Here is a 24544-nt window from a genome sequence, read left to right as displayed (position 1 = left end):
GGTTTGCCACGTTGATCGGCGTGATGGCGAAGCGCCGGGGGCGCGGCAGGAAGACCGAACGGACCGCACTGTCCACCAGGGTGCGGCGGGTCTGGGAGACGGTGACCACCACGCTCGCGCTGCTGACCGCGGTCTACCTGATCCTGAACACCATCGAGCCAACCCGGCTGGTCCTCGAGCGGTACGTGATGAAGCTGAACGAGCAGGCACTCGTCGCGATGGTGGCGATCATGCTCGAAGTCGCGATCGTGGCCATCTACCAGCTCGGCCGCCAGGTGCGGTCGATGCGCGCCGAACTGACGCGGGCCGAACCGCAGATCTACCACGACCTCGCCAAGGTGCTGGACACGTTGCAGGTGATCGCCACCGAGGGGCGGCGCTCCGAGCGCACCGTGGAGATACTCGGGCTGACGCTGAACACCACCTGGCCGCTGCTCGCCGCGTGGCTGACCGCGCGGGAGCAGCCCTCGCACTGGCGGATCACGCTCTACTGCCTCGATCCGGCGTTCGTGGCTGGCTCCGGTGAGCTGCCAGAGCACTGGGCCGGCGAAGCGAGGCGATGCCAGCAGCGGATCCGCGAACTGCTCGCCGACGAAGGCGAGGAGTTGCGGCACCGGCGGGTCGAGGTGGACCTGAAGTCGTACGCGTGCCTGCCGATCGTGCACGGGTTCCGGTTCGGCAACGGGGACCTGTTCATCTCCTACCTGCAGTGGGCCGAGACCGGCGGGATCCGGCCGTTCACCTTCTACGAGCGGATCCCGCGCGCTGACACCTCGGCCAGGGCCAACCAGTACCGCGACCTGTTCGACAACTGGCTGCGCCGGGCCGGAGCGACCGCCGTGGAGAACGTCGCCGGATAAAGCTCAGGACAGCGCGGGTTCAGGACAGCGCGGCGTCCGTGCGCTCGACGCGCACCGCGTCCAGGTACTCGGCCACCGCGTCCCGGTTGCGGGTCAGGCACCGGACGCGTTCGGTCATGCGATCGCGTTCACGTTCCAGCATGGCGATCATTTCCGGGGTGGCGTCGGGGAAGTGGATCGTCCTTGGCTGGTCGAGGCAGGGCAGGATCTGCCTGATGATCCGGGTCGGCAGCCCGGCGTCGAGCAGCCCCCTGATCTGCATGACCCGGTCCACCAGGTGCTCGTCGTAGTCGCGGTAGCCGTTCGGGCGGCGCTCGGAGACGATCAGGCCCTGCTCCTCGTAGTAGCGCAGCAGCCGGCGGGAGGTGCCGGTGCGCTCCGACAGCTCTCCGATGCGCATGTGCCCGCCCTCATACTTCGCCGCGTTTGACCTTCACACCAGTGTGATGGTTCGAGCATAGCCGGGGAAGCACCCCACCAGGAGAGGACCGAATCATGGACAACGAGCTCTTCGACTACAGCCCGATCAGCAGTCGCCCGCCGATCAAGTGGCCTGGCGGTGCCAGGGTCGCCTGCTACGTCGGGCTGAACGTCGAGCACTACCAGGTGGACCGCCCTGCCACCAGCATCTTCGCGGGCACCGCCGGTCTCGCCCCCGACCCGCTCAACTACGGCTGGCGCGACTACGGGCCCAGGGTCGGCATCTGGCGCCTGATCGAGAGCCTGGACCGGCACGGCATGCGGGCCAGCGTGTTGCTCAACTCCGCGGTCTGCGAGCGGTACCCGCAGATCATCGAGGCCGGCCGGGCGCGGAACTGGGCCTGGCTGGCGCACGGCCGGGACAACTCGACCTTCCAGGCGGAGCTGACCCTGGACGAGGAGCGCCGCTATCTCACCGAGGTCGTCGAGACCATCGCCGCCGCCACCGGCACGCGCCCGCGCGGTTGGATGGGGCCCGCGCTGACCGAGACCTTCCGGACCCCGGAGCTGCTCGCCGAGCTCGGCCTCGGCTACCTGCTGGACTGGTGCAACGACGACCAGCCCTACCGGTTGAACGTGCCCGGCATGCTCAGCGTTCCGTACTCGGTCGAGCTCAACGACGTGACGCTGTTCGTGAACCGGAACCTCAGCGGTCCCGAGTTCCTGCGGATCGTGACCGACCAGTACGAGCAGCTGCACGCCGACGCCGAGCACAGCGGCCGGGTGATGGCCTTGGCGCTGCATCCGTTCGTGGTCGGCCAGCCGTTCCGGCACAAGTACCTCGATCAGGCGCTGGCCTACCTCGCGGCCCAGCCCGACGTCTGGCTGACCACCAGCGACGAGATCGCCGAGCACTACCGGCGGACCACCGGGACGAGCGCCTGAGTAGGCCGAACGAAACCCATTCATGTCCTTTGTGGACTCCGGTTCGCGATCAGTTCGGAAATAGCATCGACCATTTGTTTACGCGAAAGTAGTCGAACGCGGCGATGTCGTAGTATGTCTCCGATGCGAATGGGAAGATTCGCTTCGGTATCGACTAGCAGAGTCCAGCGGGGTCCGGTGTAACGGATACCGTCCGAACGGGTGGCCTATCGTCACCCTTACGGTGTAACAAGCATTCCACCTATAACAGTATTCTTGTATGCCCCAAGGAAATTTCGGAGAGGTGCTCCTCGTGACGCAGTGGCAGGGCTGGGTCCCGCAGAGTGTCCATAATTCGATGCAGGGTATGGCACGGTCGTGCAGTTTATTTTCCGGACGGGCAGGATGAGCCCGATGTCTGAGGCGTCGCAACAGCCGGCCTCCACGCCGGCCCCACGCGATGAAGCACGCGCGCGATCGGTGCTGGCCAGAAAGTGGGCGTACAAACTGCTCAGCACGGTCAGCCTGCCGCTGGAGCAGAACGAGCTGGAGCGCGAGCTGCTGGCCATGGTCGACGCGGTGTGCGAGTCGGTGCGTTCCGAGCCGTTCAGCACCACGCCCGCGGCGGAGGCGGGCGCTCGGCTGGTCGAGCTCGGCTGCACCGCGGACGAGGCCCTTCCGTGCACTGTGGACGTTCTCGGCCGCGGACTGCTTTCCAGGAAGGAGTTCCAGCCCACCGAACGGTTCGCCGAGCGGATCGTGCTCGGGGTCGGTGCGCTGGCGGGCGGCTTCGCGGCGGCGAACCGGCGCGCCACCTTCGAGCAGCAGGACGGCATGCGGCTCTCCCTGCTCAAGGCCATCCGCGACGCCCAGTGGAACCTCAAGGAAAGCGAAGCGCGGTTCGACGAGGTCACGACGTGCTCGGCGAGCGGCATCATGATCACCGGCCTGGACGGGAAGCTGGAGCGGGCGAACACCGCGGTCGAGGGCATTCTCGGCCACTCACCGGCGGAGCTGACCGGTACCAGCCTGTTCGACCTCGTGCATCCGGACGCCGCGCCGATGTTGCGGGACGACTACCAGAAGCTGCTCGACGGCACGAAGCTGCGGATCAAGCAGTCGCAGCGGCTGCTTCGCAAGGACGGCGACCTCGCGCGCGTCTCGCTGACCGTGTCGTTGCTGCGCAACGCCGAAGACGTGCCCAGCCATTTCGTCACCGTGGTCGAAGACGGCACCGAGCTCATGCTGCTGCAGAGCGAGCTGAACCGGCAGGCGCTGCACGACGTGCTGACCGGCCTGCCGAACCGGCAGTTCTTCAGCACGCATCTGGAGGTCGCGCTGCGCCGGGCGGACCCGGAATACGGCATCACCCTGTTCCAGCTCGAACTGGACGCGTTCGCGATGATCTGCAACGGCCTCGGCCGCACCGTCGGCGACCAGCTGCTGGTGCACGTCGGGCGTCGGCTGCAGGCGCTGCTGGCCGCGGAGAAGTCCATGGTCGCCAGGATCGACGGCGACGAGTTCGCCATCGTGGTGGAGAACTCGGCCAGCACGCCCAGCATCGCGGCGACCGTGGCGAACATCAACCGCGAGCTCGCCGAGCCGATCTACTCCGGCGGCACGGGCGTGGCCGCGCAGGCGAGCATCGGCGTGGTGCACCGCCCGTCCACCGGGCTGGACCCGGCCGAGCTGCTGCGGGCTTCGGACCTGACGCTGCGCCGGGCCACGGCCGCCGGGCGCGGTCAGTGGGAGCTGTTCGACCCCGACCACGACGGCCGCGACCGGCGTACCTACGGCCTGGCCGCCGCCATGCCCGGTGCATGGGAGAACGGCGAGATCAAGGTCGTCTACCGGCCGGTGGCCAAGCTGGCCGGCGGCCGGGTCACCGGCGCGGAGGCGTTGCTGCAGTGGGATCACCCCGATCTCGGCCAGCTCGCGCACGAGCGATGCGCGGAGCTCGCCGAGCAGACCGGCCTGATCCTGTCGCTCGGCGAATGGCTGCTGCGGACCGCGGGCAAGCAGGCCGGCTGGTGGCGTCAGTGGTTGCGGCACGGTCCGGCGCTGGTCGTCGGCCTCACTCCGCACCAGGTGGCCGACGCCGACCTGATCTCCAGGGTGATCCGGGTCCTCTCCGACACCAACCTGCCGCCGGAGCGGCTCACGGTCGGTATGCCCGTCCGGACCGTGCCGGCGGCGCAGGCCACCGACAACCTCAAGGTGCTGGCCGACATCGGGGTCCGCACCACGCTCGACGGGTTCGGCACCTCGCCGGGCGAGCTGGCGCTGCTCGAGGACCTGCCGGTCCGCTCGGTGCGCCTCGACCGCGACCTCGTCGAGCGCGGCTCGCGGTCGGCGCCGGATTCGCCGGTCGCCAAAGCGCTGCTGACTCTCCCGCGGCTCGTCCACCAGGCCGGCGCGACCGTGCTCGTCGATGGTGTGCACACCCGTGAGCAGGCCGCATGGTGGCGCCGGACGGGTGCGGACTCGGCCATGGGCGAGTTCTACGGCACCGCCTGCGCGCCCGCCGAACTCCCCGCCCACTTCGACCCGAGCTGACGCACACCGCGAGTCCCACCTTCGCGCAGCCCGAGTCCCACCTTCGCGCAGTGCGAGTTGTGCCCGTGCGGGCGAAAACCGGGCCCCCAATGCCCGACCGCCCCGCGCGAACGGTCAACTCGCCGACCGGAACGGTCAACTCGCCGAAGCGAACCGGGCACACCGGCGAGTCCCACCTTCGCCTGGTGCGAGTCCCACGTTCGCGTGGCGTGAGTTCCACGTTGGCGCAGTGCGAGTGCTGAACTGGGGTGCTCGTACCGTCCGAATGCTGTCCCTCGGGATCCTCGCGCGGTGCGCTCAGGCGGCGTCCCAGGTGACCGGGAGGCTGTGCAGTCCGGTGATGACCACGTTCTCGCGCAGCCGCACCTGCTCGGCCGGAACGGCAAGGCGCAGGTTCGGGAATCGCTTGACCAGAGCGGGAAATGCGGTGCGCATCTCGACGCGGGCCAGCTGCTGGCCAAGGCACTGGTGGATGCCGTGGCCGAAGGCGACCTGTCCGCCGGCCGTCCGGTTCAGGTCGAGCCGGTCGGGATCGGTGAACGTCTCCGGGTCGCGGTTGGCCGCTTCGATCGAGATCGTGACCGTCTCGCCCGCCTTGACCAGCTGATCGCCCAGCTCGACGTCCTCGAGTGCGCCGCGGACCGTGGACGGGACGATGCTCAGGTAGCGCAGCATTTCCTCGACGGCCTGGTCGGCGATGTCCGGCGAGTTCCGCAGGACGGTGAACTGCTCCGGGTCGCGCAGCAGGGCGAAGGTGCCCAGCGCGAGCATGTTGGACGTGGTGTCCACCCCGGCGCCCAGTAGCACGATGCCGATGTTGGTCAGCTCCTCGTCGGTGAGGTCGCTGGTGAGCAGGCCGCTGAGCAGATCGTCGGTGGGGTTGGCGCGCTTGGCCAGTACCAGCTCGCGCAGGAACTCGTACAGCGCGGTGTAGGCGGTGGCCATCTCCTCCATACTGGCGATCGAGCTGGTCATCACGATCGCGTGCTCCTGGAAGCGGCCCCGCTCGGAGTACGGCACGCCGAGCAGTTCGCAGATCACCAGCGAGGGAATGGGCAGGGTGAACGCCTGCACCAGGTCCACCGACGGGCCGTGCCGCTCCATCGCGTCCAGGTGCTCGGTGGTGATTTGCTCGATCCGCTCGGTGAGCTGGCGCATCCGGCGGACGGTGAACTGGCCGGTGAGCAGGCTCCGGTAGCGGGTGTGCTCGGGGGCGTCGAGGTTGGTGAAGTCCCCTGGCTGCGGCGGTGGGAACTCGGCGTCGCCGTAGCCGGGGAACGGGTTGTGCATGCGGTCGAGTCGCGCGCTGAAGCGGGAGTCGGCGAGCACCGCGCGGGCCAGCGAGCGGCTGGTCGCCAGCCAGCCGACGTGCCCGTCGGGGTAGACCATCCGGCTCAGCGGGCGCTCTTCGCGGAGCCGCGCCAGCTCGGCGGGCGGATCGAACGGGCAGCCCGGAGGGCGCTGGGTCGGCAGCGACACCGCGTCGGGAACGGATTTCGTCATGTCGGCTCCTCGTCGTAAGCCTGCTCTGAATGCCTGGCCTGACATCAGAGTGGCATCACTATGGCGCCAACGCAAGCCAATCTGGCTCAGCCTGGCGCCGTTGCGACGAGGAGGCTCAGGTCGTCCGCCAGCTTCGCCGGCCCGGCGCAGTCGATCGTGACACTCCACTTGGTCGCCATGCGCCGACGGTAGCGAGCGGGCCGGACAGTTTTCGCCGGGTTCAACGCCGGTCACCTGCGTTCGAGCAGCCCGCGGAGGAACGCCGCCTGCCCCACGTGCTGCAGGTCGTCGGCCAGCACGCTGACCAGCCGTGCGCCCATGGTCACCGGCGGGTCCCATGCCCTGTCCACGATCCGGTCGAGGTCCTGCGCACGAAGACCGGCCAGCCAGCTCACCGTCGTGCCGTGCACCGCGTCGTGATAGGCGGTCAGCAGGTCCGGCGACTCGACCCGGACCGCCGCCACCTCGTCCTGGCCATGCCCGTACCCGGTGTCGGACGGGTGCAGCGGCAGCCCGAACCGGTCGGCCCAGCCCTGCTCGGTCCACACCTGTTCGGTGCCTGCCAGCTCGGCCAGATGGTCGTCTTGCACCCGGGTGAGATGCCAGATCAGCCAGCCGATGGAGTTGGCCCCGGGGTCGATCCGCTCGGAAATCAGGCCGGCGTCGAGCCCGTCCAGCACCTGGTGCACCGACCCGCGGATCCGCCCGAAGCCGTCCGCCACCAAATCAGCCACAGCCATTCCGTTCGCCCCTTCCGCGTCGCTGCCGGGGAATACCCGGCTGGTGCGCGGAAGAAACGGCGGAACCGGGTCAGCGGCCCTGCAGTGCCTTGACGTTGTTGCCGAACGTCCAGTTCTTCGACCCGTCCCAGTTGATGGACCAGGTCATCAGGCCCTTCAGCCCGTTGCCGAAGTGGTTCCACGCCTGCGAAACCAGGCCCGTGGACATGTAGCCGCCCCCGGCGCCCGGTTGCGCCGGCAGCCCGGGAACCTGCTTGTCCAGCGGAACCCTGATCGTGGTGCCCTGCACGACCAGCCCCTTGTCCAGGCAGCTCGTCTGCACGGTGAAGCCCTGCACGGTGCCGGCCGAGTAGGAGTCGCCGGAGCAGCCGTACATGTTGCCGTTGTAGTACTGCATGTTCAGCCACCAGAGCCTGCCGTTGTCGGCGTACTTCTTGACGATCGGCAGATACGCTCCCCAGATCGAGCCGTAGGTGACGCTGCCGCCGGTCACGTACGCCGTCTCGGGCGCCATGGTCAGGCCGAAACCGGGGGGCATCGCGGCGAGCACGCCGTCGATGATGCGCATCAGGTTGGCCTGCGAGGCGGACGGCTGGTTGATGTTGCCGCTGCCGGTGAGGCCGGTCTCGATGTCGATGTCGATGCCGTCGAAGTTGTAGGTCTTCAGCAGCGGCACCACGGTCTGCACGAACCGGTCCGCGACCGCGCTGGAACCCAGGTCGATACCGGCCGTGGCGCCGCCGATCGACATCAGGATGGTCAGGCCCGCCGCCTTGGCCTGGCACATTTCGGCCGGGGTGGCGACCTTCACGGTCGCGTCCATCCCGTCCTCCCACAGCACCGTGCCGTCCGAGCGGATGACCGGGAACGCCGCGTTGATCACGTTGTAGCCGTGTTCGCGGATGCGGGGGTCGGTGATCGGGGTCCAGCCGAACGGCGGGTGCACCCCGTTCGCCGCACCGTCCCAGTTCTCCCAGTATCCGTGCAGCACTTTGCCCGCGGGTTTCGGCTTGACCGGGCAGGTTTCGGCCGGCGCCTCGTGCGGTGCGACCGCTGTGTTCGCTGTGTTTACTGTGATGGCTGTGTTTGCCTCGGAGACCGGCAGTGGCGCGGCGATCGCGATCGCCAGCCCGATCCCCAGCAGATGTGACATCCGGCGGAACATGCCCGGCTCCCTTCTCGGCGGAATCCATTTATTCAACCAGTAATGGCGGAAGACTTTCGTCGGTATAACGCTGCGAAACCACCGAACGGCCGAAGGCGACCTGACCGATACCGGACAGTGGTCTTGACCACTTGCGCAAGTGGTCCGTACCTTTTGTCGATCACCGGTAGCGGGAGAGGTCGACGATGACCCGAGCTCTGAAGATGTTGCCGCGCGCGGGTTTCGCTGCGCTGGCCCTCGTTCTGCTTGCCCTCCAGGCACCGGCGCTGGCCACCGCGGCGGACCCGGCGGGGCACGGCTGGCCGCGGTTGACCGTCCTTTCCGGACGGTCGGACACGGTGAGCGGAGGGGACGCGCTGATTCGCGTTGAGCTGCCACCGGGCATTCCGGCCGAGTGGGCGCGGATCACGCGCAATGGCGCGGATATCACCGGGCTGTTCCGGCGGGACCCGCCTTCCGGGGCGTTGACCGGGCTCGTGGACGGCCTGGCACCCGGGCAGAACACGGTGCAGGCCAGGATCCCCGGCCACCGGCCCGCCGGCCTCACGCTGCGCAACTACCCGGTGCAGGGGCCCGTCTTCGCCGGTCCGCACGAACAGCCCTTCGTCTGCGAGACCACGCGGTTCACCCTGCCGGTGCTCGGCGGGACGCTGGGCGAGCCGCTGGACGCGGACTGCTCGATCGAGACCAGGGACGACCACTTCTACCGCACCACGGCGAACACGTACGCGCCGTGGCCGGACGGCGCCACCGGTTATCCGGCCGATCTGGCCACCACCACGACCTCGCTCGGCAGAAAGGTCCCGTTCATCGTGCGGATGGAGACCGGCACCGCCAACCGCGGCATCTACCAGAGCGCCGTGCTGCACGACCCGATCGCCGAGCCGGACCCGACGCCCGCGGCAAGGCCGGTGGGCTGGAACGGGCGGGTGATCTACACCCTCGGCGGCGGCTGCACGGATGGCTGGTACCGGCAGGGCAACAGCACCGGCGGCGTGACCGACGCCTTCATGCTCGGTCAGGGTTTCGGCGTTGTCTCGTCCTCGCTGAACGTGTTCGGCGCGAACTGCTCCGACCTGACCGCTGCTGAGACGGCGATGATGGTCAAGGAGCGCTTCGTCGAGCGGTACGGGCCGGTGGCGCACACCATCGGCTACGGCTGTTCCGGCGGTTCGTACCAGGCGCACCAGATCGTGGACAACTACCCGGGCATCTTCGACGGGATCATCCCGGGTTGCTCCTTCACCGAGGTGGGCTTCGGCACCATTCACATGATCACCGACGCGTGGCTGCTCGACACCTATCTGAACAAGGCCACCATCGGCTGGACCGCGGAGCAGAAGCGGCGGGTGACCGGGTTCGTCAACTACGCGACCGCGCCCAACGTGGCCGTCGGGGCCCGCCGCATCGATCCGAGGGCGTTCTGCGGGGTGCTGCCGGAAGAGCAGCGCTACCACCCCGACACCAATCCCGGTGGCGCCCGCTGCGATGTGTACGACCACGCGATCAACGTCTACGGCGCCGATCCCGGCACCGGGTTCGCCCGGCGGCCGCTGGACAACGTCGGGATCCAGTACGGCCTTGCCGCGCTGCGCGACGGGACCATTTCGATCGGGCAGTTCCTCGACCTCAACGAGCACGTCGGCGGGTTCGACGCGGACGCCAACCTCGTCCCCGAGCGGACGGTGGCCGACCTGGCGGCCACCCGCGCCGCCTACCGGACCGGCAGGCTGACCAACGGCGGCGGCGGGCTCAAGGACGTGCCGATCATCGACTACCGGGCCTATTTCGACGACCGGCCCGGCGGTGACATCCACGTGCGCTACCACAGTTTCTCCCTGCAGGAACGGCTGGAGAAGGCCAACGGCACCTCGGCCAACCGGGTCAGCCTGCTCGAGGACGCCCGCAATGGCCTGCAGAGCACGGAAAGCCCGCTGCTGCGGCACGCGATCGTGCAGCTGGACCGCTGGCTGACCAACCTCGCCGCGGACACCTCGGTCACGCCGCGGATCGGCAAGATCGTCCGTGCGAAACCCGCCGAGCTGCGCGAGGGCTGCAACACCCGGGACACCGCCGCGAAATTCATCGCCCAGCCGCTCGACCGCGACCCGTCGAGCACCTGCGAACGGCTCTACCCGTCCGCGTCCTTCCCGCGCGAGGTCGCCGGCGAGGGGATCGCCGCCGACATCATCAAGTGCCGGCTCAAGGCGCCGGACCCCGGTGACTACGGGATCGCCTGGACGGCCAGGGAATGGGCGAAGCTGCTGGAAATCTTCCCCGGTGGCGTGTGCGACTACACGAAACCGGGGGTGGAGCAGCAAGGTCTCGCCGGCACCTGGACCCGGTTCTGACCTTCGCCGCGGCCGCCGCCGGAAAAGCGATTGACCCTGGGGCGGGGGCGGATACGGTCGGAGTCGATGTCAGCTTTCACGCCCGGTCTCGCCCTCGCCGAAGCGTTCTACGCCGACGTGGTGGCGCCGCTGGCCGAGGTGCCGCACGCCGCGTGCCTGCTCGGTGAGGGCTCCGAGGTGCTGGGGTACGACAGCGTCCGGTCCACCGATCACGAGTGGGGGCCGCGGGTCCAGTTGCTCGTCGCGGACGGGCAGGTCGAAGGACTCCGGGACCGCGTCGAGCGAGGGCTGCCGCCGGAGTACGCCGGGTACCCCACGGCGTGGTATTCGCTGGCGCACAACAAGGTCACCCACCACATCGAGGTCACCACCTTCGACGAGTGGATCGTCGAGCGGCTCGGGATGGACCCTCGGCAGGGTCTGGACCACGCCGACTGGCTCGGGCTGCCGCAGCAGCGGCTCCTGCAGCTCACCCGCGGCGGCGTGTTCCGCGACGACCCCGGCGAGCTCACCAGGGTGCGCCGCCTGCTGACCTGGTATCCCGACGACGTGTGGCGGTGGCTGCTGGCGAGCCAGTGGCACCTGATCGGGAACACCGAACCGCTGCTCGGCCGCACCCTGGAGGCAGGGGACCGGCGAGGTGCCCGGCTCATCGTGGCCAGGCTGTGCCGGCTCGTCATGGAAATGGCCCTGCTGCAGGAACGCCGCTACCGGCCCTACGACAAGTGGTTCGGCACCGCGTTCGCCGAACTGGACGCGGCGGCCGTGCTCGGCCCGCTGCTCGACGCCGCGATGGAGCAGCCGCCCGGCATGGACGGTGCGCTTTCCCGTGCGCTAGTCGAGCTGGGACACCGGCACACCGCGCTGGCGATCAGCGAACCGGTCACCCCGGTGCTCGGCGACTTCCAGGTGGGCATCAACGACGCGGTTCGGCCGTATCCGGTGCTGAACGCGGGGGACTTCGTCACCGGGACGACCGCCGCCATTGCGGACCCGGCGCTGCGCGGGCTGGTCGCGGTCGGCGGGATCGACCAGCTCACCCACGCCGACGACGCGATGGTCAACTTCACCTCCTGGCCTGGCCTGCTCACCCGCGCTTACCGGACACAGCTCGGAAAGAACTGATCCGGCTCCGGGAGGGGTCCCGGATCACCGGTCTACCATTCCGGCAGCCGCACGGAGGGTAGCCATGGGACAGTCGAACGAACGTGCACCGCTGAGCGAGCGCCGGCGGCGCCTGCGCGAAGAACACCGCGCGCGAGCCGAGAACGAACCGGCGCCGGCGTGGGCGCCGAGCGCGGTCTCCACCGTGCTGGCAGGGGTGTTCGCCGGGCTGCTCGGGGTGCTCTGCGTGGTGAACCTGGCGTCCGTGCTGCCGAAGACCGCCGAAGTCACGGTGCCCGGCTGGTGGCTGCTCGCCGTGCTCGCGCTGACCGCCGTGTTCTCCTTGACCGGCACGGTTTTCCTGATCCTGCGCAAGCCGTCGGCGATCAGCATGGTGACCGTCGGCAGCCTGCTGGGACTGCTGAGCACCCTGCTCATGACCGTCATCGGGTCCCTGCCGGAATACGGGGGCGGCTATTACGGTGCGGCCGGCGCCCCGTTCGCTTTTCTGTCCGTGTTCGCCCTCGTGATGGGCCTACGGAAGGACACCAAGAACTGGCTGGAGTGGTCCGGCTAGGGCGAGACGAGCCCGGCTTCGTAGGCGAAAATGGTCAGCTGCACCCGGTTGGACACGTCCACTTTGGCGAAGGTCCTGGTGATGTGCGTCTTCACGGTGGCTTCGCTGAGGTAGAGCTCGGCGGCGATGTGGGCATTCGGCCTGCCCTGCGCGACCGCGGTGACGATCTCCCGCTCGCGCTCGCTGAGCGTGCTCAGCTTCGCCAGCGCCTGCTGACGGCGCGGGCTGGTCCGCACCGCGACGTAGTGGCCGATCAGCTTTTTGGTGGCACGCGGGGAAAGCAGCGCCTCACCGGAGGCGATCACCCGCACCGCGTCGATGATCTCCTGCGGCGAGCCCTCTTTCAGCAGGAATCCGCTCGCGCCCGCGGCGAGCGCGTCGAACACGTACTCGTCGAGGTCGTAGGTGGTCAGCACGAGCACCTTCGGCGGTCGCGGCAGCGCCACCACGGCGGCGGTCGCGGCCAGCCCGTTCATCCGGCGCATCCGGATGTCCATCAGCACCACGTCGGGCGCGTGCGCGGTCACCTTCGGCACGGCTTCGTCCCCGTCGTCCGCTTCGCCGACGACGGTGATGTCGTCCGTGCTGCCGAGGATCAGGGACAGCCCGGTGCGGACGAGTGGGTCGTCATCGACGAGCAGCACTCGCAGGTTGTGCACCCGGACATGATAGTGAGGCCGGACCGGGGTCAGGGCAGCGGAGGTACCGGTGGCATCGGCCATGGCAGCCAGGCACGCAGCGCGAACACCCGCCCGTCGATCGGGCCGGCGCTGACGTTGCCGCCGAGCATCGCCACCCGCTCGGAGACGCCGGTCAGGCCGGTTCCTGAGCCGGGGGACGGCTCGGATGGCGCCATCGCGGCGAGCGGGTTGACCACCTCGATCGCCACCCCGACCCCCGGCCCGCCACGCACCGTCACCTCGGCCGCCGACCCCGGCGCGTGCCGCAGCACGTTCGTGAGGGATTCCTGGACGATCCGGTAGGCGGCGGTCCCCAGCGCCGGCGGCGCGCTCCCCGGCTGGTCGATCAGAACGGTGATGTTGGCGGGCAACCCGGCCTGGCGCGAACTGGCGATCAGCTCGGGCAGATCGGCCATGTTCGGCTGGGCCCGTGCTCCGGACTCACTGCCGGGGCCTGCGCTGTCGTCTTCCCGTCCGGTGAAGTCGCGGCCGTCGCGGAGCACGCCGATCACCTGGCGGAGGTCCTGCAGGGACTGGCGGGCGGTGGTGCGGACCGTCTTCGCCACCTCCGCGGTGCTGCCCTGGTTCACCTCCAACGCGCCGGCCTGCAGCGAGAGCAGGGAAAGCCGGTGCCCGAGCACGTCGTGCATCTCGCGGGCGATCCTGGACCGCTCGTCCTGCCGGGTCACTTCGGCGCGCAGTTCCCGTTCCTTCAGTTCCCGGCGGCCGAGGTCGGCCCGGACGCCCCTGGTTATCCCCACGGTGAGCGGGATCGCGGTCAGCACGGCGGTCATCAGCAGCACGCCGATGATCTGCCCTGCGGTGGACTCCGCGCCGACGAACCGGCCGGCCACGGTCACACTCGGGTCGCGGTTGGCGTCGCGCCACACCGCGAGCGCGGTCGCCGCGAAGACCGCGGCCGTGCCGGCCCACAGCACCCGGTCCCGCCGGTTCGCGGCCAGCGCGGCCAGTGCGATGAGCGCGGCCATCGAGTCCGCGGTGAGCAGAAGTGAAGGCACCAGCGCGATCCCGGCGACCAGCACGGGCCAGCGGTGCCGCCAGCACAGCATGACGGCGGCCCCGATCGCGGCGAGGAAGCTGAGCCCGGAAAGCCAGGTGGGATGCAGCGTCTGGTCCGAGGGCCGGTAGCCGTCGGAGCCGAAGACGTAGAAGCTGCTCAGCACGCTGACCGCCACCGCGATCACGGTGCTCACCACGCCCAGCGCACGCCGTCCCATGCCAGCAGAGCCTACGGACCCCCACCGACGCTCCCGCATCAGCGGATCCGCTCGTCGCGGGGGAACCGGTGACGACTTTCGGTGTAACCGCCAGGGCCCGGCGGCCTACTTCAGGTGTACCGGCAGCCGCGCCAGCCCGCGGAGCACGATGTTGTCCTTCCAGGACGGTTCCCCGGCCTGGCGCAGGCCCGGTGCGCGTTCGGTGAGCGCGCGGAACGCGAGCTGCGCCTCGAGCCTGGCCAGCGGCGCGCCGAGGCAGAAGTGCACACCCTGTCCGAAGGCGAGGTGGCGGGACGGTTCCCGGCCGATGTCGAGCCGGTCCGGCCGGTCGAAGGCGTCCGGGTCGCGGTTGGCGGAGCCGATCAGCAGGATGGTGATCGAGCCGCGGGCGATCGGCACACCGCCCACCTCGGCGTCTTCCAGCGCGGCACGGACGCTGAGCTGGACAGGGGAGTCGTAGCGCAGCAACTCCTCCACCGCCCGCTCGACGAGGCCGGGCTCGTCGCGGAGCCGGGCGTATTCGCCGGGATCGCGCAGCAACGCGAGCGTCCCGTTGCCGATCAGGTTGACCGTGGTCTCGTGGCCGGCGATGAGCAGCAGGATGCAGGTGGCGATGAGCTCGGCCTCGGTCAGCACGTCCTCGCTGTCGCGCACCTTGACCAGTGCGGACAGCAGATCGTCGCCGGGCTCGGTGCGGCGCAGCGCGGCCAGTTCCCGGATGTACTCGGCGAACTCGCCGCGGGTGCGCAGCTGTTCTTCGCGAAGTCCCGGCGGCAGCAGGAAGTCCGGGTCGAGGCCGCGGGCGAGCGCGTGCGACCAGCCGACGAACCGGTCCCGGTCGGCGGGCGGGATGTCCAGCAGCTCGCTGATCACGATCACCGGCAGCGGATAGGCCAGCGACTCGATCAGGTCCACCGGCCCGGGCTGCGCGACCGCCGCGTCGAGCAGTTCGGCGGTGATCTGCTCGATGCGCGGCGCGAGCTTTGCCACCATCGGCCTGGTGAACGCCTTCGAGACGAGCTTGCGCAGCCGCGTGTGGTCGGGCGGGTTCAGCCCGAGGAACGAGCGCACCGGCTTGCCGTTCTCGTCCACCAGCGCGTTCTCCACCGGTGGCGGCTGGCCGCGGAACGGGGTGGCCTGGTCGGGCTCGGTGTGTCCGAACCGCGGGTCGCGCAGCACCGCGGCGCAGTCCGCGTGCCGGGTCAGCACGAAGAGCTGGTCCAGCGGGTTGGCGATCGGTGTTTCGCGGCGCCAGCGCTGGTAGGAGTGGTAGGGATCCGCCCGCTGCGCCGGGTCGAACAAGGCCTGTAGCGAGGGCATTCCGGTGGCCGTGTCGGTCATTTCCGTGCCTCCTGCTCGTTCGCTTCGAGTCCGGTGAACAACCAGCGAAGGGATTCGCCGAACAGTTCGGCCGGGACACTGGCCGGGTCGATGCGCCGCTGCCGCACCAGCCCCTGGAAAAGGGCGAGGACCACGGTGGCCACCGTTTCGGACGGCACGACCGGCTGGTCTCTCGTGGTGTCCACCAGGCGCGCCAGTGCGTCTCGCGGTTCGCGCATCCGTTTCGCGAGGGTTTCCATCACGTCGGGATTGCGCACCGCGTAGAGCCAGAATTCGGCCTGCAGCGGCGCGAAGTCCGTGTCCTTGTCGGCCACGTCGACCAGCATCCGGCTCAGCGCGGCCAGCGGCTCGCCGGTCGTCGGGTCGGTATTGGCGTCGGCGTCGGCGAAGATCTCCGCGGCCGCCGTGACGCGATCATGGGCCCGTTGGGACAGCAGCTCCAGGAAAAGTTGCTCCTTGCTGGAAAAGTTGGAGTACAGCGCGCCAATGGAGAACCCGGCCGCTTCAGCGATCTCCTCCACCGAAGCACCGTGAAAACCCTTGTGCGCAAAGGTTTGTGCGGCGGCGTCGAGCAGCAACTCGCGCGTCCGCGCCTTGGCCTCGGCACGACTCAACCGCCGCTTCGGTGCACTCACATTGCCAACCCTATTCAGATAGCCCCCACTATGCAAACGCCCGCCGAACTCGCGATGCCCGAACGTGGGACTCGCCGGTGCGCTCGGCCCCGGGTCGGCGAGTCCCACGTTCGGCCTTGGCGAGTTGAACGTTGGCGCACGGCGAGTTGAACGTTGGGGCGGCGAGTTTGCCATTGGTGGCGCCGAGTTGGCTGTTCGCGCGGGCGGGTTGGGCGCTCGGGTGTCCCGGCTTCCGCCCGCGCGGACAGAACTCGCGGTGCGCGAACGTGGGACTCGCGGTGCGCGAGCGTGGGACTCGCGGTGCGCGAACGTGGAACTCGCGGTGCGCGAACGTGGGACTCGCGGCGCGCGAGCGTGGGACTCGCGCGACGTGAGAGCGAAAAACTTTGACGGTGTAACGGTGTCCCGCCCCGCCGCGACTCCTGGGCACACCCGCCGCGATGGCGGGCACCAGCTGGTGAAGCCGTGGCCGAGCTCCCCCCATCGGCCATGGCTTCACCAGCGCCCGTCGGTCCATATGGGATCCATATGCCGGACTTGAAAGAGTGGCCGGATGCGGTTGACCGCCCGCGCCCGGCTCACGATCCTCTACACGGCACTGGTGTTGGCCGCGGGGATCCTGCTGACCGCGCTGACCTACGTGCTGTTGCGGCGAACCCCGGTACGCCGGTCGGTCTTCGTCGAACTCCGCCCGCCGGCCGGTACCCCGGTGCCGGTCCCGGCGCCGACCCGGGAACTGACCGACGTGGCCGAACGGGCGCGGGACGCCACCCTCGCCGAGTTCTTCACCCAGGCGGCGATCGCGCTGGCCGTGGTGACCCTGCTGGCCGCGGTGCTCGGCTGGCTGGTGGCAGGGCGGGTGCTGCGGCCGATCCGCGCGGTTTCGGCCACTGCGAAACGGCTGTCCGCGGAGAACCTCTCCGAACGAGTGCCGGTGCCGAGTCCCGCGGACGAACTCGCCGCACTCGCCGAGACCATCAACGGCATGCTGGACCGGATCGAGCGCGGTGTCGCCGAGCGCGACCGGGCGCTGGAGGGCCAGCGGATGTTCACCGCCAACGCCGCGCACGAGCTCCGCACCCCGTTGACCACCATGCGCACCGCCATCGACGTCACGCTCGACGGCGAGCCCAGCACCGCCGAACTGCTCGCCATGACCGGCGACATCAAGACCGCCGTCGAACACAGCCAGCGCACCCTGGACGGACTGCTGACGCTGGCCCGCAGCCAGGTCACCCTGCGCGAGCCGCACCCGGTGGATCTCGGCGACGTGCTGCGGGGCGCACTGGACCGCGCGGGCCCGGAGATCGCGGCCCAGCGGATCACGCTCGCCGCCGACCTGCGGCCCGCGCCGGTCGGCGGCGAATCAGCGCTGCTCGAACGCATGGCGGGCAACCTGATCGGCAACGCCATCCGGCACAACCACGTCGGCGGCATGCTCGCGGTCAGCACGGGCACCTCAGGTTCGCAAGCACACCTGCGCGTCACCAACACGGGCCGCCCGATCCCGGCCGGCGAGCCGGACCGCCTGCTGGAGCCGTTCGTCCGCGGCGATGGCGACCGGATCCGCACCGACAACGGCACCGGCCTCGGTCTCGGCCTTTCCATCGTCCGGGCCGTGGTCGCCGCGCACCACGGCAGGCTATCGATCGCCGCCCGTCCGGCGGGTGGGCTCGACATCACGGTGCACTTCACCGCCCGCGTTCAGCCGGAACGGTCGTAGCCGGAGGCGGCGGGGAGGTCGATCCGCACGCAGGCGCCGCTCCCGGACGGCGGGTCGGCGAAACGCACGGTGCCCCCGTGCGCGGTGACGGTATTGGCCACGATGGCCAGCCCAAGGCCGGAGCCGGGCAGCGCGCGGGCGCCCGGCGCGCGCCAGAACCGCTCGAACACCTGGCGGCGCTGCCGTTGCGGAACACCCGGCCCCTGGTCGGTGACGGTCAGCCAGCCGGCGTCCGACCGCACGGTGATCACGGACCGCGCGGGCGAGAACTTCGCCGCGTTGTCGAGCAGGTTCAGCACGGTCCGCTCCAGCGCCACGGCGTCACCGGCGACCGACCACGGGGAGGTGTGCACGTCGAACGAGTGCTCCGGGGAGCGGCTGGCGGCCCGCCGGACGGCCCGGTCCACCACCGCCGGGATGGGCACCTCCTCGTTCGCCAGTTCCGTCCCGTCGCGGGCCAACTCGACCAGCTCGCCGACCAGATCGCTGAACTCCCTGGTCTGCACCTGGAGCCGGTCGAGGATCCTGGCCCGCGTCTCGACCGGGATGGCGCGGCCGGTGTACTCGCTGCGGGCCAGCAGGTCGACGTTCGTGCGCAGGCTGGTCAGCGGAGTGCGCAGCTCGTGCGCGGCGTCGTTCACCAGCTGGTGCTGGCGGTGCCGGGAATCGCGCAGTGCCACCGTCATCGCGGTGAACGCCCGGCCGAGGCGGCCGACCTCGTCGTGCCCCGCGATGTCCACCGGTGTCTCCAGGTCCTCGGTGCGCGCGATGTGCTCGGCGGTCTTCGTCAGCCGCTCCATCGGCGCGAGCGAGCGCCGCGCCATCAGCAGCCCGGTGACCGCCGCCGCGACCGCGCCAAGGAAGCACACCACGATCAGCACGTCACGCAGCCCGGCCAGGGTGTCGTCGATGTCGGCCAGGCTGCGGCTGATCACCACCACGTCGCCGTTGCCGATCGGGCGGAGCACCACCCGCACCGCGGCGCCGGACTCGGTTTCGCCGTCCCGCAGGGTGACCGCGGTGATGGCGTGGTCCGCCGGGTCCGCCTTTACCAGGTCCACGCCGGACGGGGCGCAGCTACCGCCGTTGGCGTGCAGCACCTGGATGCCTTCCAGGAACTGCCGCAGCAGGTTGTCGGACTCGGAGGTCTCGCAGAGCGCCGCCATGTCGACCGCGGGCGGTGGCAGCTGGCTGCCGTCGCCCAGCATGATCATCCGCCGTGGCAGCTGTTTCTCCAGCAGGGTCTGGTCAAGCTGGGCCCGAAGGTTGTACCGGGTCGCGAACCAGGTGACGGTGCTGAGGCCCATGATCGCGGTGGCCACGATGCAGGCCGTGGTGAGCGCGATCCGGCTGCGCAGCAGCAATTGCCTGCCGCGCGATCCGCGGCGAAGAGTCATTTGCCCGCGCGGAGCACGAAACCCACGCCGCGCACGGTGTGCAGCAGCCGCCCGCCGCCGCCTAGCTCGGTCTTGCGACGCAGATAGCCGAGGTAGACGTCCAGGTTGTTCGTGTTGTGGTCGTGCCCCCATACCCGCTGTTGCAGGAACGATCTGGTCAGCACCCGGCCGGGGGAGGCGAGGAAACAGCGCAGCAGGTCGAACTCGGTCGGGGTCAGTGCGATCGGGCGGCCGGCCCTGGTCACCTCGCGGGTGGCGGTGACCAGCTGGAGGTCCTCGAACCGCAGCACCTCCAGCTGCCCGCTGCGGCGGTTCTGCTTGAGCAGGGCGCGCAACCGGGCCAGCAGCTCCTCCAGCGCGAACGGCTTGACCAGGTAGTCGTCCGCCCCGGCGTCCAGCCCGGTGATCCGGTCACCGAGGCCGTCCCGCGCGGTCAGCATCAGCACCGGCATCCGGTCACCGCCGGCCCGTAGCCGACGGCAGGTCTCCAGGCCGTCCGTGCCGGGCATCATCACGTCCACGATGGCGAGGTCGGGCCGCTCCTCGCGGTCGACCTGCCGCAGCGCCTGCTCCCCGTCGCCGGCCGTGTCGACCTGGTAGCCCTCGAACTCCAGGCTGTGCCGCAGGCTCTCCCGCACGTCCGGGTCGTCGTCCACCACGAGAACTCGCATCGCTTTTCCGTCAGCCCATTGTTTCATCCGGATACCTGTCGAAAGCCGAGGCTACTACCGGAAGGCGGGATTTCCGGTTTCTCTCACGATGTTCTCAGTTTCCGGCCAGGGTCCTCTCACCGCCCGCCGGGCACTGTGACTGCTGTGAATGAGTGTTCCGTACTCGCCTATTCCGGTGCCGCCTCCGGCCCAAGCAGTTCTTCGAAAGGGAATACGAACATGACCGCACTCCAGTCGTCCCGTGACCTGCTGCCCGGCGGCGCGTACGACCGGTACCTCGCGCGACTGGCCGCGGAGGACAAGTTCTCCGGCACCGTGCTGTTGGCCCACCGGGGTGTCCCGGTGCTGTCCAGGGCCTACGGCATGGCCGACCGGGAACGGTCCGTGCGCAACGGGATGGACACCATCTACGCGCTCGCGTCGGCGTCGAAGCCGTTCACCGGACTGGCCATCGTCCAGCTCGCCCAGCAGGGAAAGCTCCAGTTCTACGAGAAGCTGGGCAGCTACCTGGACGGCTACCCGGCGGAGGTGGCGAACACCGTCACCGTGCACCACCTGCTCACGCACACCTGCGGGCTCGGCGACCCCACCAGGAATCCCTGGCCGGACAAGATCACGTACAGCGTCGAGGAGCACTGGGAGATTCTCCGCGCGTTCCTGCGCAAGGACCTGCCGACCTTCACCCCCGGTACGCAGAGCGCCTACAGCAGCTCCGGTTACGAGATACTCGGCGAGATCGTGGCCGCGGTCTCCGGTCAGTCCTTTTGGGACTACGTACGCGAGCACATCTTCGCCCCGGCCGGGATGACGCGTTCCGACTTCTACACCAGGCCGCAGTGGCTGGCCGACGAGCGCATCGCCCACCCCTACTGGCTCCGGCCCTCCGGCGAGCGGGTGGACGCCGTCCGCAACCTCGACGCCGGGGCGGGTGAACCGGGCACGGCGGGGCTCAACTCGGCGCGTGCCTTCATCGGAACCGGTGCGGGCAACGGGTTCTCCACCGCCGGCGACCTGCTCCGGTTCGCCCGCGCGCTGCTCGGCCACAAGCTGCTGAACCCCGCGTACACCGAACTGTTCCTGGGGGCGAAAACCACGACGCCGCCGATGGGCGAGCCCGATCCCGCCCGGCACCAGTCGGCCATGGCCTACGGGCCGACGGCGGGCATCTTCAACAACCAGCGGGTGGTCGGGCACGGCGGCGGAATCGCGGGCGGGTCCACCAGCTGGTCGCTCTACCTCGACCTGGACTGGACCGCGGTCATGCTCTGCAACTACGACCTCGACCTGCAGTCGATCACCAGCCGGGAAAAGCACGCCGTCACCGACGGTGCGTCATGACCGCGCTCACGATGAGAACCGACAGAACCGGTCCGGCGAAGATCGCCACGGTGGAAATCGTGATCCCGGTATTCAACGAAGAACGGTCACTTCCCGGTTGCGTGCGCGTACTCCAGAAGTTCCTCACCGAGCAATTCCCCTTCGAATGGGCGCTCACCGTGGTGGACAACGCCAGCACGGACCGCACGCTGGACGTCGCCGGTGCGCTCGCCGCGGAGTTCGAACAGGTCCGGGTCGTGCACCTGGACCGCAAGGGCCGCGGCCTGGCGCTGCGCGAGTCGTGGGGAGCGAGCGAGGCCGACGTGGTGGTCTACATGGACGTGGACCTGTCCACCGGGCTGGACGCGCTGCTGCCACTGGTGGCGCCGCTGGTCAACGGGCACTCCGACATCTCGATCGGCTCGCGGTTGGCGCCCGGCGCGCGCACCGTGCGCGGCCGCAAACGGGAGTTCATCTCCCGTTGCTACAACCAGATCATCCGGCTCACCCACGGCGCGCGGTTCTCCGACGCCCAGTGCGGGTTCAAGGCGGCCAGGACGGAGGTCATCCGGCCGCTGCTGGGCCACATCCGGGACGAGGCCTGGTTCTTCGACACCGAGCTGCTGCTGCTGGCCGAGCACAACGGGCTGCGCGTGCACGAGGTCCCGGTGGACTGGGTGGAGGACGCGGACAGCAGGGTCGACGTGGCCGCGACCGCCCGCGACGACCTCCGCGGCCTGATCCGGGTCGCTCACGCGAAGGCGTCCGGGCAGGCCAGGGTGGCCGCGCTGCCCCGGCGGCCGGAGCCTCGTGCCGAGCATCCCGACGTGGTGCTCGGCCGCCGCGAGGGCGGGCTGTCCTGGCAGCTGCTGTCGTTCGCGGTCGTCGGCGCGCTCTCCACGGCGGCGACCCTGGCCATGTACGCGTTGTTCCGCCTGTGGTGGCCGGTGCTGCTGGCGAACCTGGTGGCACTGATCATCACCACCCTGTTCAACACCGAGGCCAACCGCCGCTTCACCTTCGCGGCGCGGGAAAGCACGTCCGGGCGGGTGCACTTCCAGGGACTCGTCGTTTTCGGCCTCTACTACCTGTTCACTTCGGCGGCGCTGCTCATCCTGCACGGGTTCGTCCCCGACCCCTCGCGGGCGCTCGAACTCTCGGTGCTCCTCGGTTCCTCGGTGATCGGTACCGCTGGGCGGTTCCTGTTGCTGCGCGGCTGGGTTTTCGCCGATTCACAAGGAAAGGACCGCTAGTGACCACGACGACCCCGGAGGCGGCCCCGGTCCGCGCACGTCCCGCGAACCGTTGGCGGGCTTGGACGTTGGCCGTCATCTGCCTCACGGCCGCGTTGTTGTACGTGTGGAAGATCGGCAACGGGCAGCTGGGCAACTCGTACTACTCGGGCGCCGTGAAGTCGATGACGCAGAGCTTCACGAACTTCCTGTTCGGCTCGTTCGACCCGTACGGCGTGGTCACCGTGGACAAGCCGCCGATGTCGCTGTGGCCGCAGGTGGTCTCGGTGTGGATCTTCGGCTACCACGGCTGGGCGCTGCTGCTGCCGCAGGCGATCGAAGGGGTGGCGGCGGTCTTCCTGCTGCACCGCACCGTGCGCCGGTGGGCGGGGGAGAAGGTGGCGCTGCTCGCTGCGCTGATCCTCGCGCTCACCCCGATCACGGTGGCGGTCAACCGGGACAACAACACCGACTCGCTGCTGGTGCTGCTGCTGGTCGCGGCCGCCTACGCGGTGACCAGGTCGATCCAGGACAGCACCGGCCGCGGCCGCACCGGCTGGCTGCTGTGCTGCGCGTTCCTGGTCGGCTGCGGGTTCCTCACCAAGATGCTGCAGGCGTGGATCGTGCTGCCCGCGTTCGTGCTGGCCTACCTGGTGGGCAGCACCGCGCCGGTAAAGCGGCGGCTGCTGGACTTGTGCGGTGCCGCGGTGGTGCTGTTCGCGGCCTCGTTCTGGTGGGTCGCGCTGCACGACTGGTGGCCGGGGGACAAGCCGGCCATCGGCGGCAGCACCGACGGCAGCGCCTGGGACCTGGTGTTCGGCTACAACGGTTTCGGCCGCGTCTTCGGCCAGGAGGGCCCCGGCGCCGCGGGTCCGCCGCCGGGGGCCCAGCCACCGCCCGGCGGCACCACCGGCGCGACGGTCACCGACCAGTCGTCCGGGCTCACCAGGATGTTCGCCGGCGAGGTCGGCGGGCAGATCTCCTGGCTGCTTCCGCTGTCGTTGTTCGTACTGCTCGTCGTGGCGGTCACCGGGGTACGGCGGATCACCGCGAAACGGCCCGGGCTGCCGGCCGAGCGGGCGGGCTGGTTCCTGTGGGGCGGCTGGCTGGTGGTCACCGGGCTGGTGTTCAGCTACGCCCAAGGCATCTGGCACTCCTACTACACGACCATGCTGGCGCCCGCGGTGGCCGCGGTCGCCGCCGCCGGGCTGGTCCGGTTGTGGCGTGCCTACCGCGACACCGACGCGCCAGCCTGGGTGCTGCTGCCGGTGGCGGTCGCGATCTCCGCGGCGTGGGCGTTCGTCCTGGTCTCGGTTGAGCCCTCGTGGTTCGGCTGGACGAGGTGGGCCGTGCTGCTGGTCGCGGCGGTCGCGATCGCCGGGCTGGTGGGCGGCCGGCTGTGGCCGGACCGGCGGCGCGGCCTCGGCCGTCCCGCTTTCGCCGCCGGGTGTGCGGCCCTGCTGCTCACCCCGGCCGTGTGGTCCGCCGCGGCGGCGAACGACGCCGTCTCCGGGATGCCGCTGGCCGGGCCGATGAAGAACCGGCCACAGGTGCAGAACCTCCCCGGCGGCGGGATGATCATGACCGGTGGCAGCGGTGGTGGTGACAACAGGACGCTTTCCGGGCTGCAGGAGCGGATTCTCGACTACGTCCAGCGCCACAACGGGAACGCCGGGATCGACCTGGCGGTGCACGGGGCGCAGGAGGCCGCTCCCTTCCTGATGCACACCGACGCGACGGTGGTCGGCCTCGGCGGGTTCATGGGCTCGGACAACACACCCTCGGTCGACCAGCTCCGGCGCTGGGTGGCGGACGGCACGCTGAAGTTCGTCATGGCCAACGCCAAGAAGGACCCGAACGCACCCGCGACGGCGCCGCGCCTGCTCGGTGGCACGGGACCCGCCCAGCAGGAACGTCAGCAGTGGATCGAGCAGAACTGCGCCGTGGTCGACCCCGCCGCGTACGGCGGATCGGCGGACGGCGACAAGGGCAGCGGCCCGATGGGCAGTGGTCCGATGGGTGGCGGCCCGATGGGTGGCGCCAAGTCGCTGTACCAGTGCGGCTGACTCGGCGGTTCTGAAGCCGTTCTCGTCGCGAAGGTCACCTTGGC

20 protein-coding genes are annotated in these 24544 nt (G+C 69.8%); 10 read left to right on the top strand and 10 right to left on the bottom strand.

The genetic code is table 11. The features are described 5' to 3' along the window. Nucleotides 1–23: 23 nt before the first annotated feature. Nucleotides 24–860 carry a hypothetical protein gene (locus tag AMYNI_RS0107750; RefSeq protein WP_157357283.1) on the top strand — a complete coding sequence of 279 codons (837 nt, stop codon included), beginning with the start codon at nucleotides 24–26 and terminating at the stop codon, nucleotides 858–860. A 19-nt stretch (nucleotides 861–879) separates the two neighbouring features. Here the strand turns inward: AMYNI_RS0107750 and AMYNI_RS0107745 are convergent, their stop codons facing one another. Next, nucleotides 880–1260 carry a MerR family transcriptional regulator gene (locus AMYNI_RS0107745; RefSeq protein ID WP_020667428.1) on the bottom strand — a complete coding sequence of 127 codons (381 nt, stop codon included), beginning with the start codon at nucleotides 1258–1260 and terminating at the stop codon, nucleotides 880–882. Nucleotides 1261–1355: 95 nt separating this feature from the next. On the opposite strand from AMYNI_RS0107745, the gene AMYNI_RS0107740 reads away from it, so the two are divergent. After that, entirely contained in the window at nucleotides 1356–2225 is an 870-nt protein-coding gene (locus AMYNI_RS0107740) for a polysaccharide deacetylase family protein (protein WP_020667427.1), read from the top strand. A 393-nt stretch (nucleotides 2226–2618) separates the two neighbouring features. After that, on the top strand, nucleotides 2619–4760 hold the full coding sequence (locus AMYNI_RS0107735; protein WP_026360169.1) for a putative bifunctional diguanylate cyclase/phosphodiesterase: 2142 nt from the start codon (nucleotides 2619–2621) through the stop codon (nucleotides 4758–4760). 297 nt (nucleotides 4761–5057) lie between these two features. Here AMYNI_RS0107735 and AMYNI_RS0107730 read toward each other — a convergent pair whose 3' ends face one another. From AMYNI_RS0107730 to AMYNI_RS0107720, 3 genes are all read right to left on the bottom strand, one after another. Then, nucleotides 5058–6263, bottom strand: a complete 1206-nt coding sequence (locus AMYNI_RS0107730) for a cytochrome P450 (RefSeq protein WP_020667425.1) — start codon at nucleotides 6261–6263, stop codon at nucleotides 5058–5060. A gap of 230 nt (nucleotides 6264–6493) precedes the next feature. Beyond that, complete coding sequence (locus AMYNI_RS0107725) at nucleotides 6494–7003, bottom strand: mycothiol transferase (RefSeq protein WP_026360168.1); 510 nt, start codon at nucleotides 7001–7003, stop codon at nucleotides 6494–6496. A gap of 70 nt (nucleotides 7004–7073) precedes the next feature. Beyond that, on the bottom strand, nucleotides 7074–8168 hold the full coding sequence (locus AMYNI_RS0107720; RefSeq protein ID WP_020667423.1) for a chitinase: 1095 nt from the start codon (nucleotides 8166–8168) through the stop codon (nucleotides 7074–7076). A gap of 185 nt (nucleotides 8169–8353) precedes the next feature. Between AMYNI_RS0107720 and AMYNI_RS0107715 the strand changes: the two genes are divergently transcribed. From AMYNI_RS0107715 to AMYNI_RS0107705, 3 genes are all read left to right on the top strand, one after another. Continuing rightward, entirely contained in the window at nucleotides 8354–10519 is a 2166-nt protein-coding gene (locus AMYNI_RS0107715) for a DUF6351 family protein (protein ID WP_211225464.1), read from the top strand. A 66-nt stretch (nucleotides 10520–10585) separates the two neighbouring features. Next, nucleotides 10586–11644 (top strand): DUF4037 domain-containing protein, encoded by a 1059-nt coding sequence (locus tag AMYNI_RS0107710; protein WP_020667421.1) that lies wholly within the window; start codon nucleotides 10586–10588, stop codon nucleotides 11642–11644. A 64-nt stretch (nucleotides 11645–11708) separates the two neighbouring features. Continuing rightward, nucleotides 11709–12200 (top strand): hypothetical protein, encoded by a 492-nt coding sequence (locus tag AMYNI_RS0107705; RefSeq protein WP_020667420.1) that lies wholly within the window; start codon nucleotides 11709–11711, stop codon nucleotides 12198–12200. Here the strand turns inward: AMYNI_RS0107705 and AMYNI_RS0107700 are convergent. From AMYNI_RS0107700 to AMYNI_RS0107685, 4 genes are all read right to left on the bottom strand, one after another. Continuing rightward, complete coding sequence (locus AMYNI_RS0107700; RefSeq protein ID WP_026360167.1) at nucleotides 12197–12844, bottom strand: response regulator transcription factor; 648 nt, start codon at nucleotides 12842–12844, stop codon at nucleotides 12197–12199. The genes AMYNI_RS0107705 and AMYNI_RS0107700 overlap by 4 nt on opposite strands. 44 nt (nucleotides 12845–12888) lie before the next feature. Further along, on the bottom strand, nucleotides 12889–14118 hold the full coding sequence (locus AMYNI_RS0107695; protein WP_020667418.1) for a sensor histidine kinase: 1230 nt from the start codon (nucleotides 14116–14118) through the stop codon (nucleotides 12889–12891). A gap of 105 nt (nucleotides 14119–14223) precedes the next feature. Beyond that, a complete protein-coding gene (locus AMYNI_RS0107690; protein ID WP_020667417.1) occupies nucleotides 14224–15459 on the bottom strand; it encodes a cytochrome P450 in 1236 nt (411 codons plus the stop codon). Further along, nucleotides 15456–16037: a TetR/AcrR family transcriptional regulator gene (locus tag AMYNI_RS0107685; protein WP_245573897.1), complete on the bottom strand. Its 582-nt coding sequence runs from the start codon at nucleotides 16035–16037 to the stop codon at nucleotides 15456–15458. Before AMYNI_RS0107685 ends, AMYNI_RS0107690 begins: the two co-directional genes overlap by 4 nt. A gap of 610 nt (nucleotides 16038–16647) precedes the next feature. On the opposite strand from AMYNI_RS0107685, the gene AMYNI_RS0107680 reads away from it, so the two are divergent. Next, entirely contained in the window at nucleotides 16648–17817 is a 1170-nt protein-coding gene (locus tag AMYNI_RS0107680) for a sensor histidine kinase (RefSeq protein WP_020667415.1), read from the top strand. Here AMYNI_RS0107680 and AMYNI_RS0107675 read toward each other — a convergent pair. Next, nucleotides 17799–19214 carry a sensor histidine kinase gene (locus tag AMYNI_RS0107675; RefSeq protein ID WP_040405595.1) on the bottom strand — a complete coding sequence of 472 codons (1416 nt, stop codon included), beginning with the start codon at nucleotides 19212–19214 and terminating at the stop codon, nucleotides 17799–17801. The two genes, AMYNI_RS0107680 and AMYNI_RS0107675, sit on opposite strands and share 19 nt — an antisense overlap. Further along, a complete protein-coding gene (locus tag AMYNI_RS0107670) occupies nucleotides 19211–19885 on the bottom strand; it encodes a response regulator transcription factor (protein ID WP_026360164.1) in 675 nt (224 codons plus the stop codon). The genes AMYNI_RS0107675 and AMYNI_RS0107670 overlap by 4 nt, the downstream gene beginning before the upstream one ends. Before the next feature lie 219 nt (nucleotides 19886–20104). Between AMYNI_RS0107670 and AMYNI_RS0107665 the strand changes: the two genes are divergently transcribed. The 3 genes from AMYNI_RS0107665 to AMYNI_RS0107655 are packed head-to-tail and all read left to right on the top strand — an operon-like array spanning nucleotide 20105 to nucleotide 24500. Then, nucleotides 20105–21223: a serine hydrolase domain-containing protein gene (locus AMYNI_RS0107665; protein ID WP_020667412.1), complete on the top strand. Its 1119-nt coding sequence runs from the start codon at nucleotides 20105–20107 to the stop codon at nucleotides 21221–21223. An 11-nt stretch (nucleotides 21224–21234) separates the two neighbouring features. Further along, nucleotides 21235–22455 (top strand): bifunctional glycosyltransferase family 2/GtrA family protein, encoded by a 1221-nt coding sequence (locus AMYNI_RS0107660; RefSeq protein ID WP_040406659.1) that lies wholly within the window; start codon nucleotides 21235–21237, stop codon nucleotides 22453–22455. Continuing rightward, nucleotides 22455–24500: an ArnT family glycosyltransferase gene (locus AMYNI_RS0107655; RefSeq protein WP_020667410.1), complete on the top strand. Its 2046-nt coding sequence runs from the start codon at nucleotides 22455–22457 to the stop codon at nucleotides 24498–24500. The genes AMYNI_RS0107660 and AMYNI_RS0107655 overlap by 1 nt, the downstream gene beginning before the upstream one ends. The last annotated feature ends 44 nt before the right edge of the window (nucleotides 24501–24544 follow it).

This window comes from Amycolatopsis nigrescens CSC17Ta-90 (assembly GCF_000384315.1).
Taxonomy (GTDB): Bacteria; Actinomycetota; Actinomycetes; order Mycobacteriales; family Pseudonocardiaceae; genus Amycolatopsis; species Amycolatopsis nigrescens.
Note: the sequence above shows the minus strand (reverse complement) of the source record. Positions and strands in the feature narration are given on the sequence as shown.

Excerpts from the sequence above, each read along its gene's own strand:
- AMYNI_RS0107710 (WP_020667421.1), top strand. The coding sequence starts at position 10,586 with ATGTCAGCTTTCACGCCCGGTCTCGCCCTCGCCGAAGCGTTCTACGCC.
- AMYNI_RS0107720 (WP_020667423.1), bottom strand. The coding sequence starts at position 8,168 with ATGTTCCGCCGGATGTCACATCTGCTGGGGATCGGGCTGGCGATCGCG.
- AMYNI_RS0107705 (WP_020667420.1), top strand. The coding sequence starts at position 11,709 with ATGGGACAGTCGAACGAACGTGCACCGCTGAGCGAGCGCCGGCGGCGC.
- AMYNI_RS0107665 (WP_020667412.1), top strand. The coding sequence starts at position 20,105 with ATGACCGCACTCCAGTCGTCCCGTGACCTGCTGCCCGGCGGCGCGTAC.
- AMYNI_RS0107715 (WP_211225464.1), top strand. The coding sequence starts at position 8,354 with ATGACCCGAGCTCTGAAGATGTTGCCGCGCGCGGGTTTCGCTGCGCTG.
- AMYNI_RS0107690 (WP_020667417.1), bottom strand. The coding sequence starts at position 15,459 with ATGACCGACACGGCCACCGGAATGCCCTCGCTACAGGCCTTGTTCGAC.
- AMYNI_RS0107745 (WP_020667428.1), bottom strand. The coding sequence starts at position 1,260 with ATGCGCATCGGAGAGCTGTCGGAGCGCACCGGCACCTCCCGCCGGCTG.
- AMYNI_RS0107740 (WP_020667427.1), top strand. The coding sequence starts at position 1,356 with ATGGACAACGAGCTCTTCGACTACAGCCCGATCAGCAGTCGCCCGCCG.
- AMYNI_RS0107725 (WP_026360168.1), bottom strand. The coding sequence starts at position 7,003 with ATGGCTGTGGCTGATTTGGTGGCGGACGGCTTCGGGCGGATCCGCGGG.
- AMYNI_RS0107735 (WP_026360169.1), top strand. The coding sequence starts at position 2,619 with ATGTCTGAGGCGTCGCAACAGCCGGCCTCCACGCCGGCCCCACGCGAT.
- AMYNI_RS0107680 (WP_020667415.1), top strand. The coding sequence starts at position 16,648 with ATGCGGTTGACCGCCCGCGCCCGGCTCACGATCCTCTACACGGCACTG.
- AMYNI_RS0107750 (WP_157357283.1), top strand. The coding sequence starts at position 24 with ATGGCGAAGCGCCGGGGGCGCGGCAGGAAGACCGAACGGACCGCACTG.
- AMYNI_RS0107675 (WP_040405595.1), bottom strand. The coding sequence starts at position 19,214 with ATGACTCTTCGCCGCGGATCGCGCGGCAGGCAATTGCTGCTGCGCAGC.
- AMYNI_RS0107670 (WP_026360164.1), bottom strand. The coding sequence starts at position 19,885 with ATGCGAGTTCTCGTGGTGGACGACGACCCGGACGTGCGGGAGAGCCTG.
- AMYNI_RS0107660 (WP_040406659.1), top strand. The coding sequence starts at position 21,235 with ATGAGAACCGACAGAACCGGTCCGGCGAAGATCGCCACGGTGGAAATC.
- AMYNI_RS0107730 (WP_020667425.1), bottom strand. The coding sequence starts at position 6,263 with ATGACGAAATCCGTTCCCGACGCGGTGTCGCTGCCGACCCAGCGCCCT.
- AMYNI_RS0107695 (WP_020667418.1), bottom strand. The coding sequence starts at position 14,118 with ATGGGACGGCGTGCGCTGGGCGTGGTGAGCACCGTGATCGCGGTGGCG.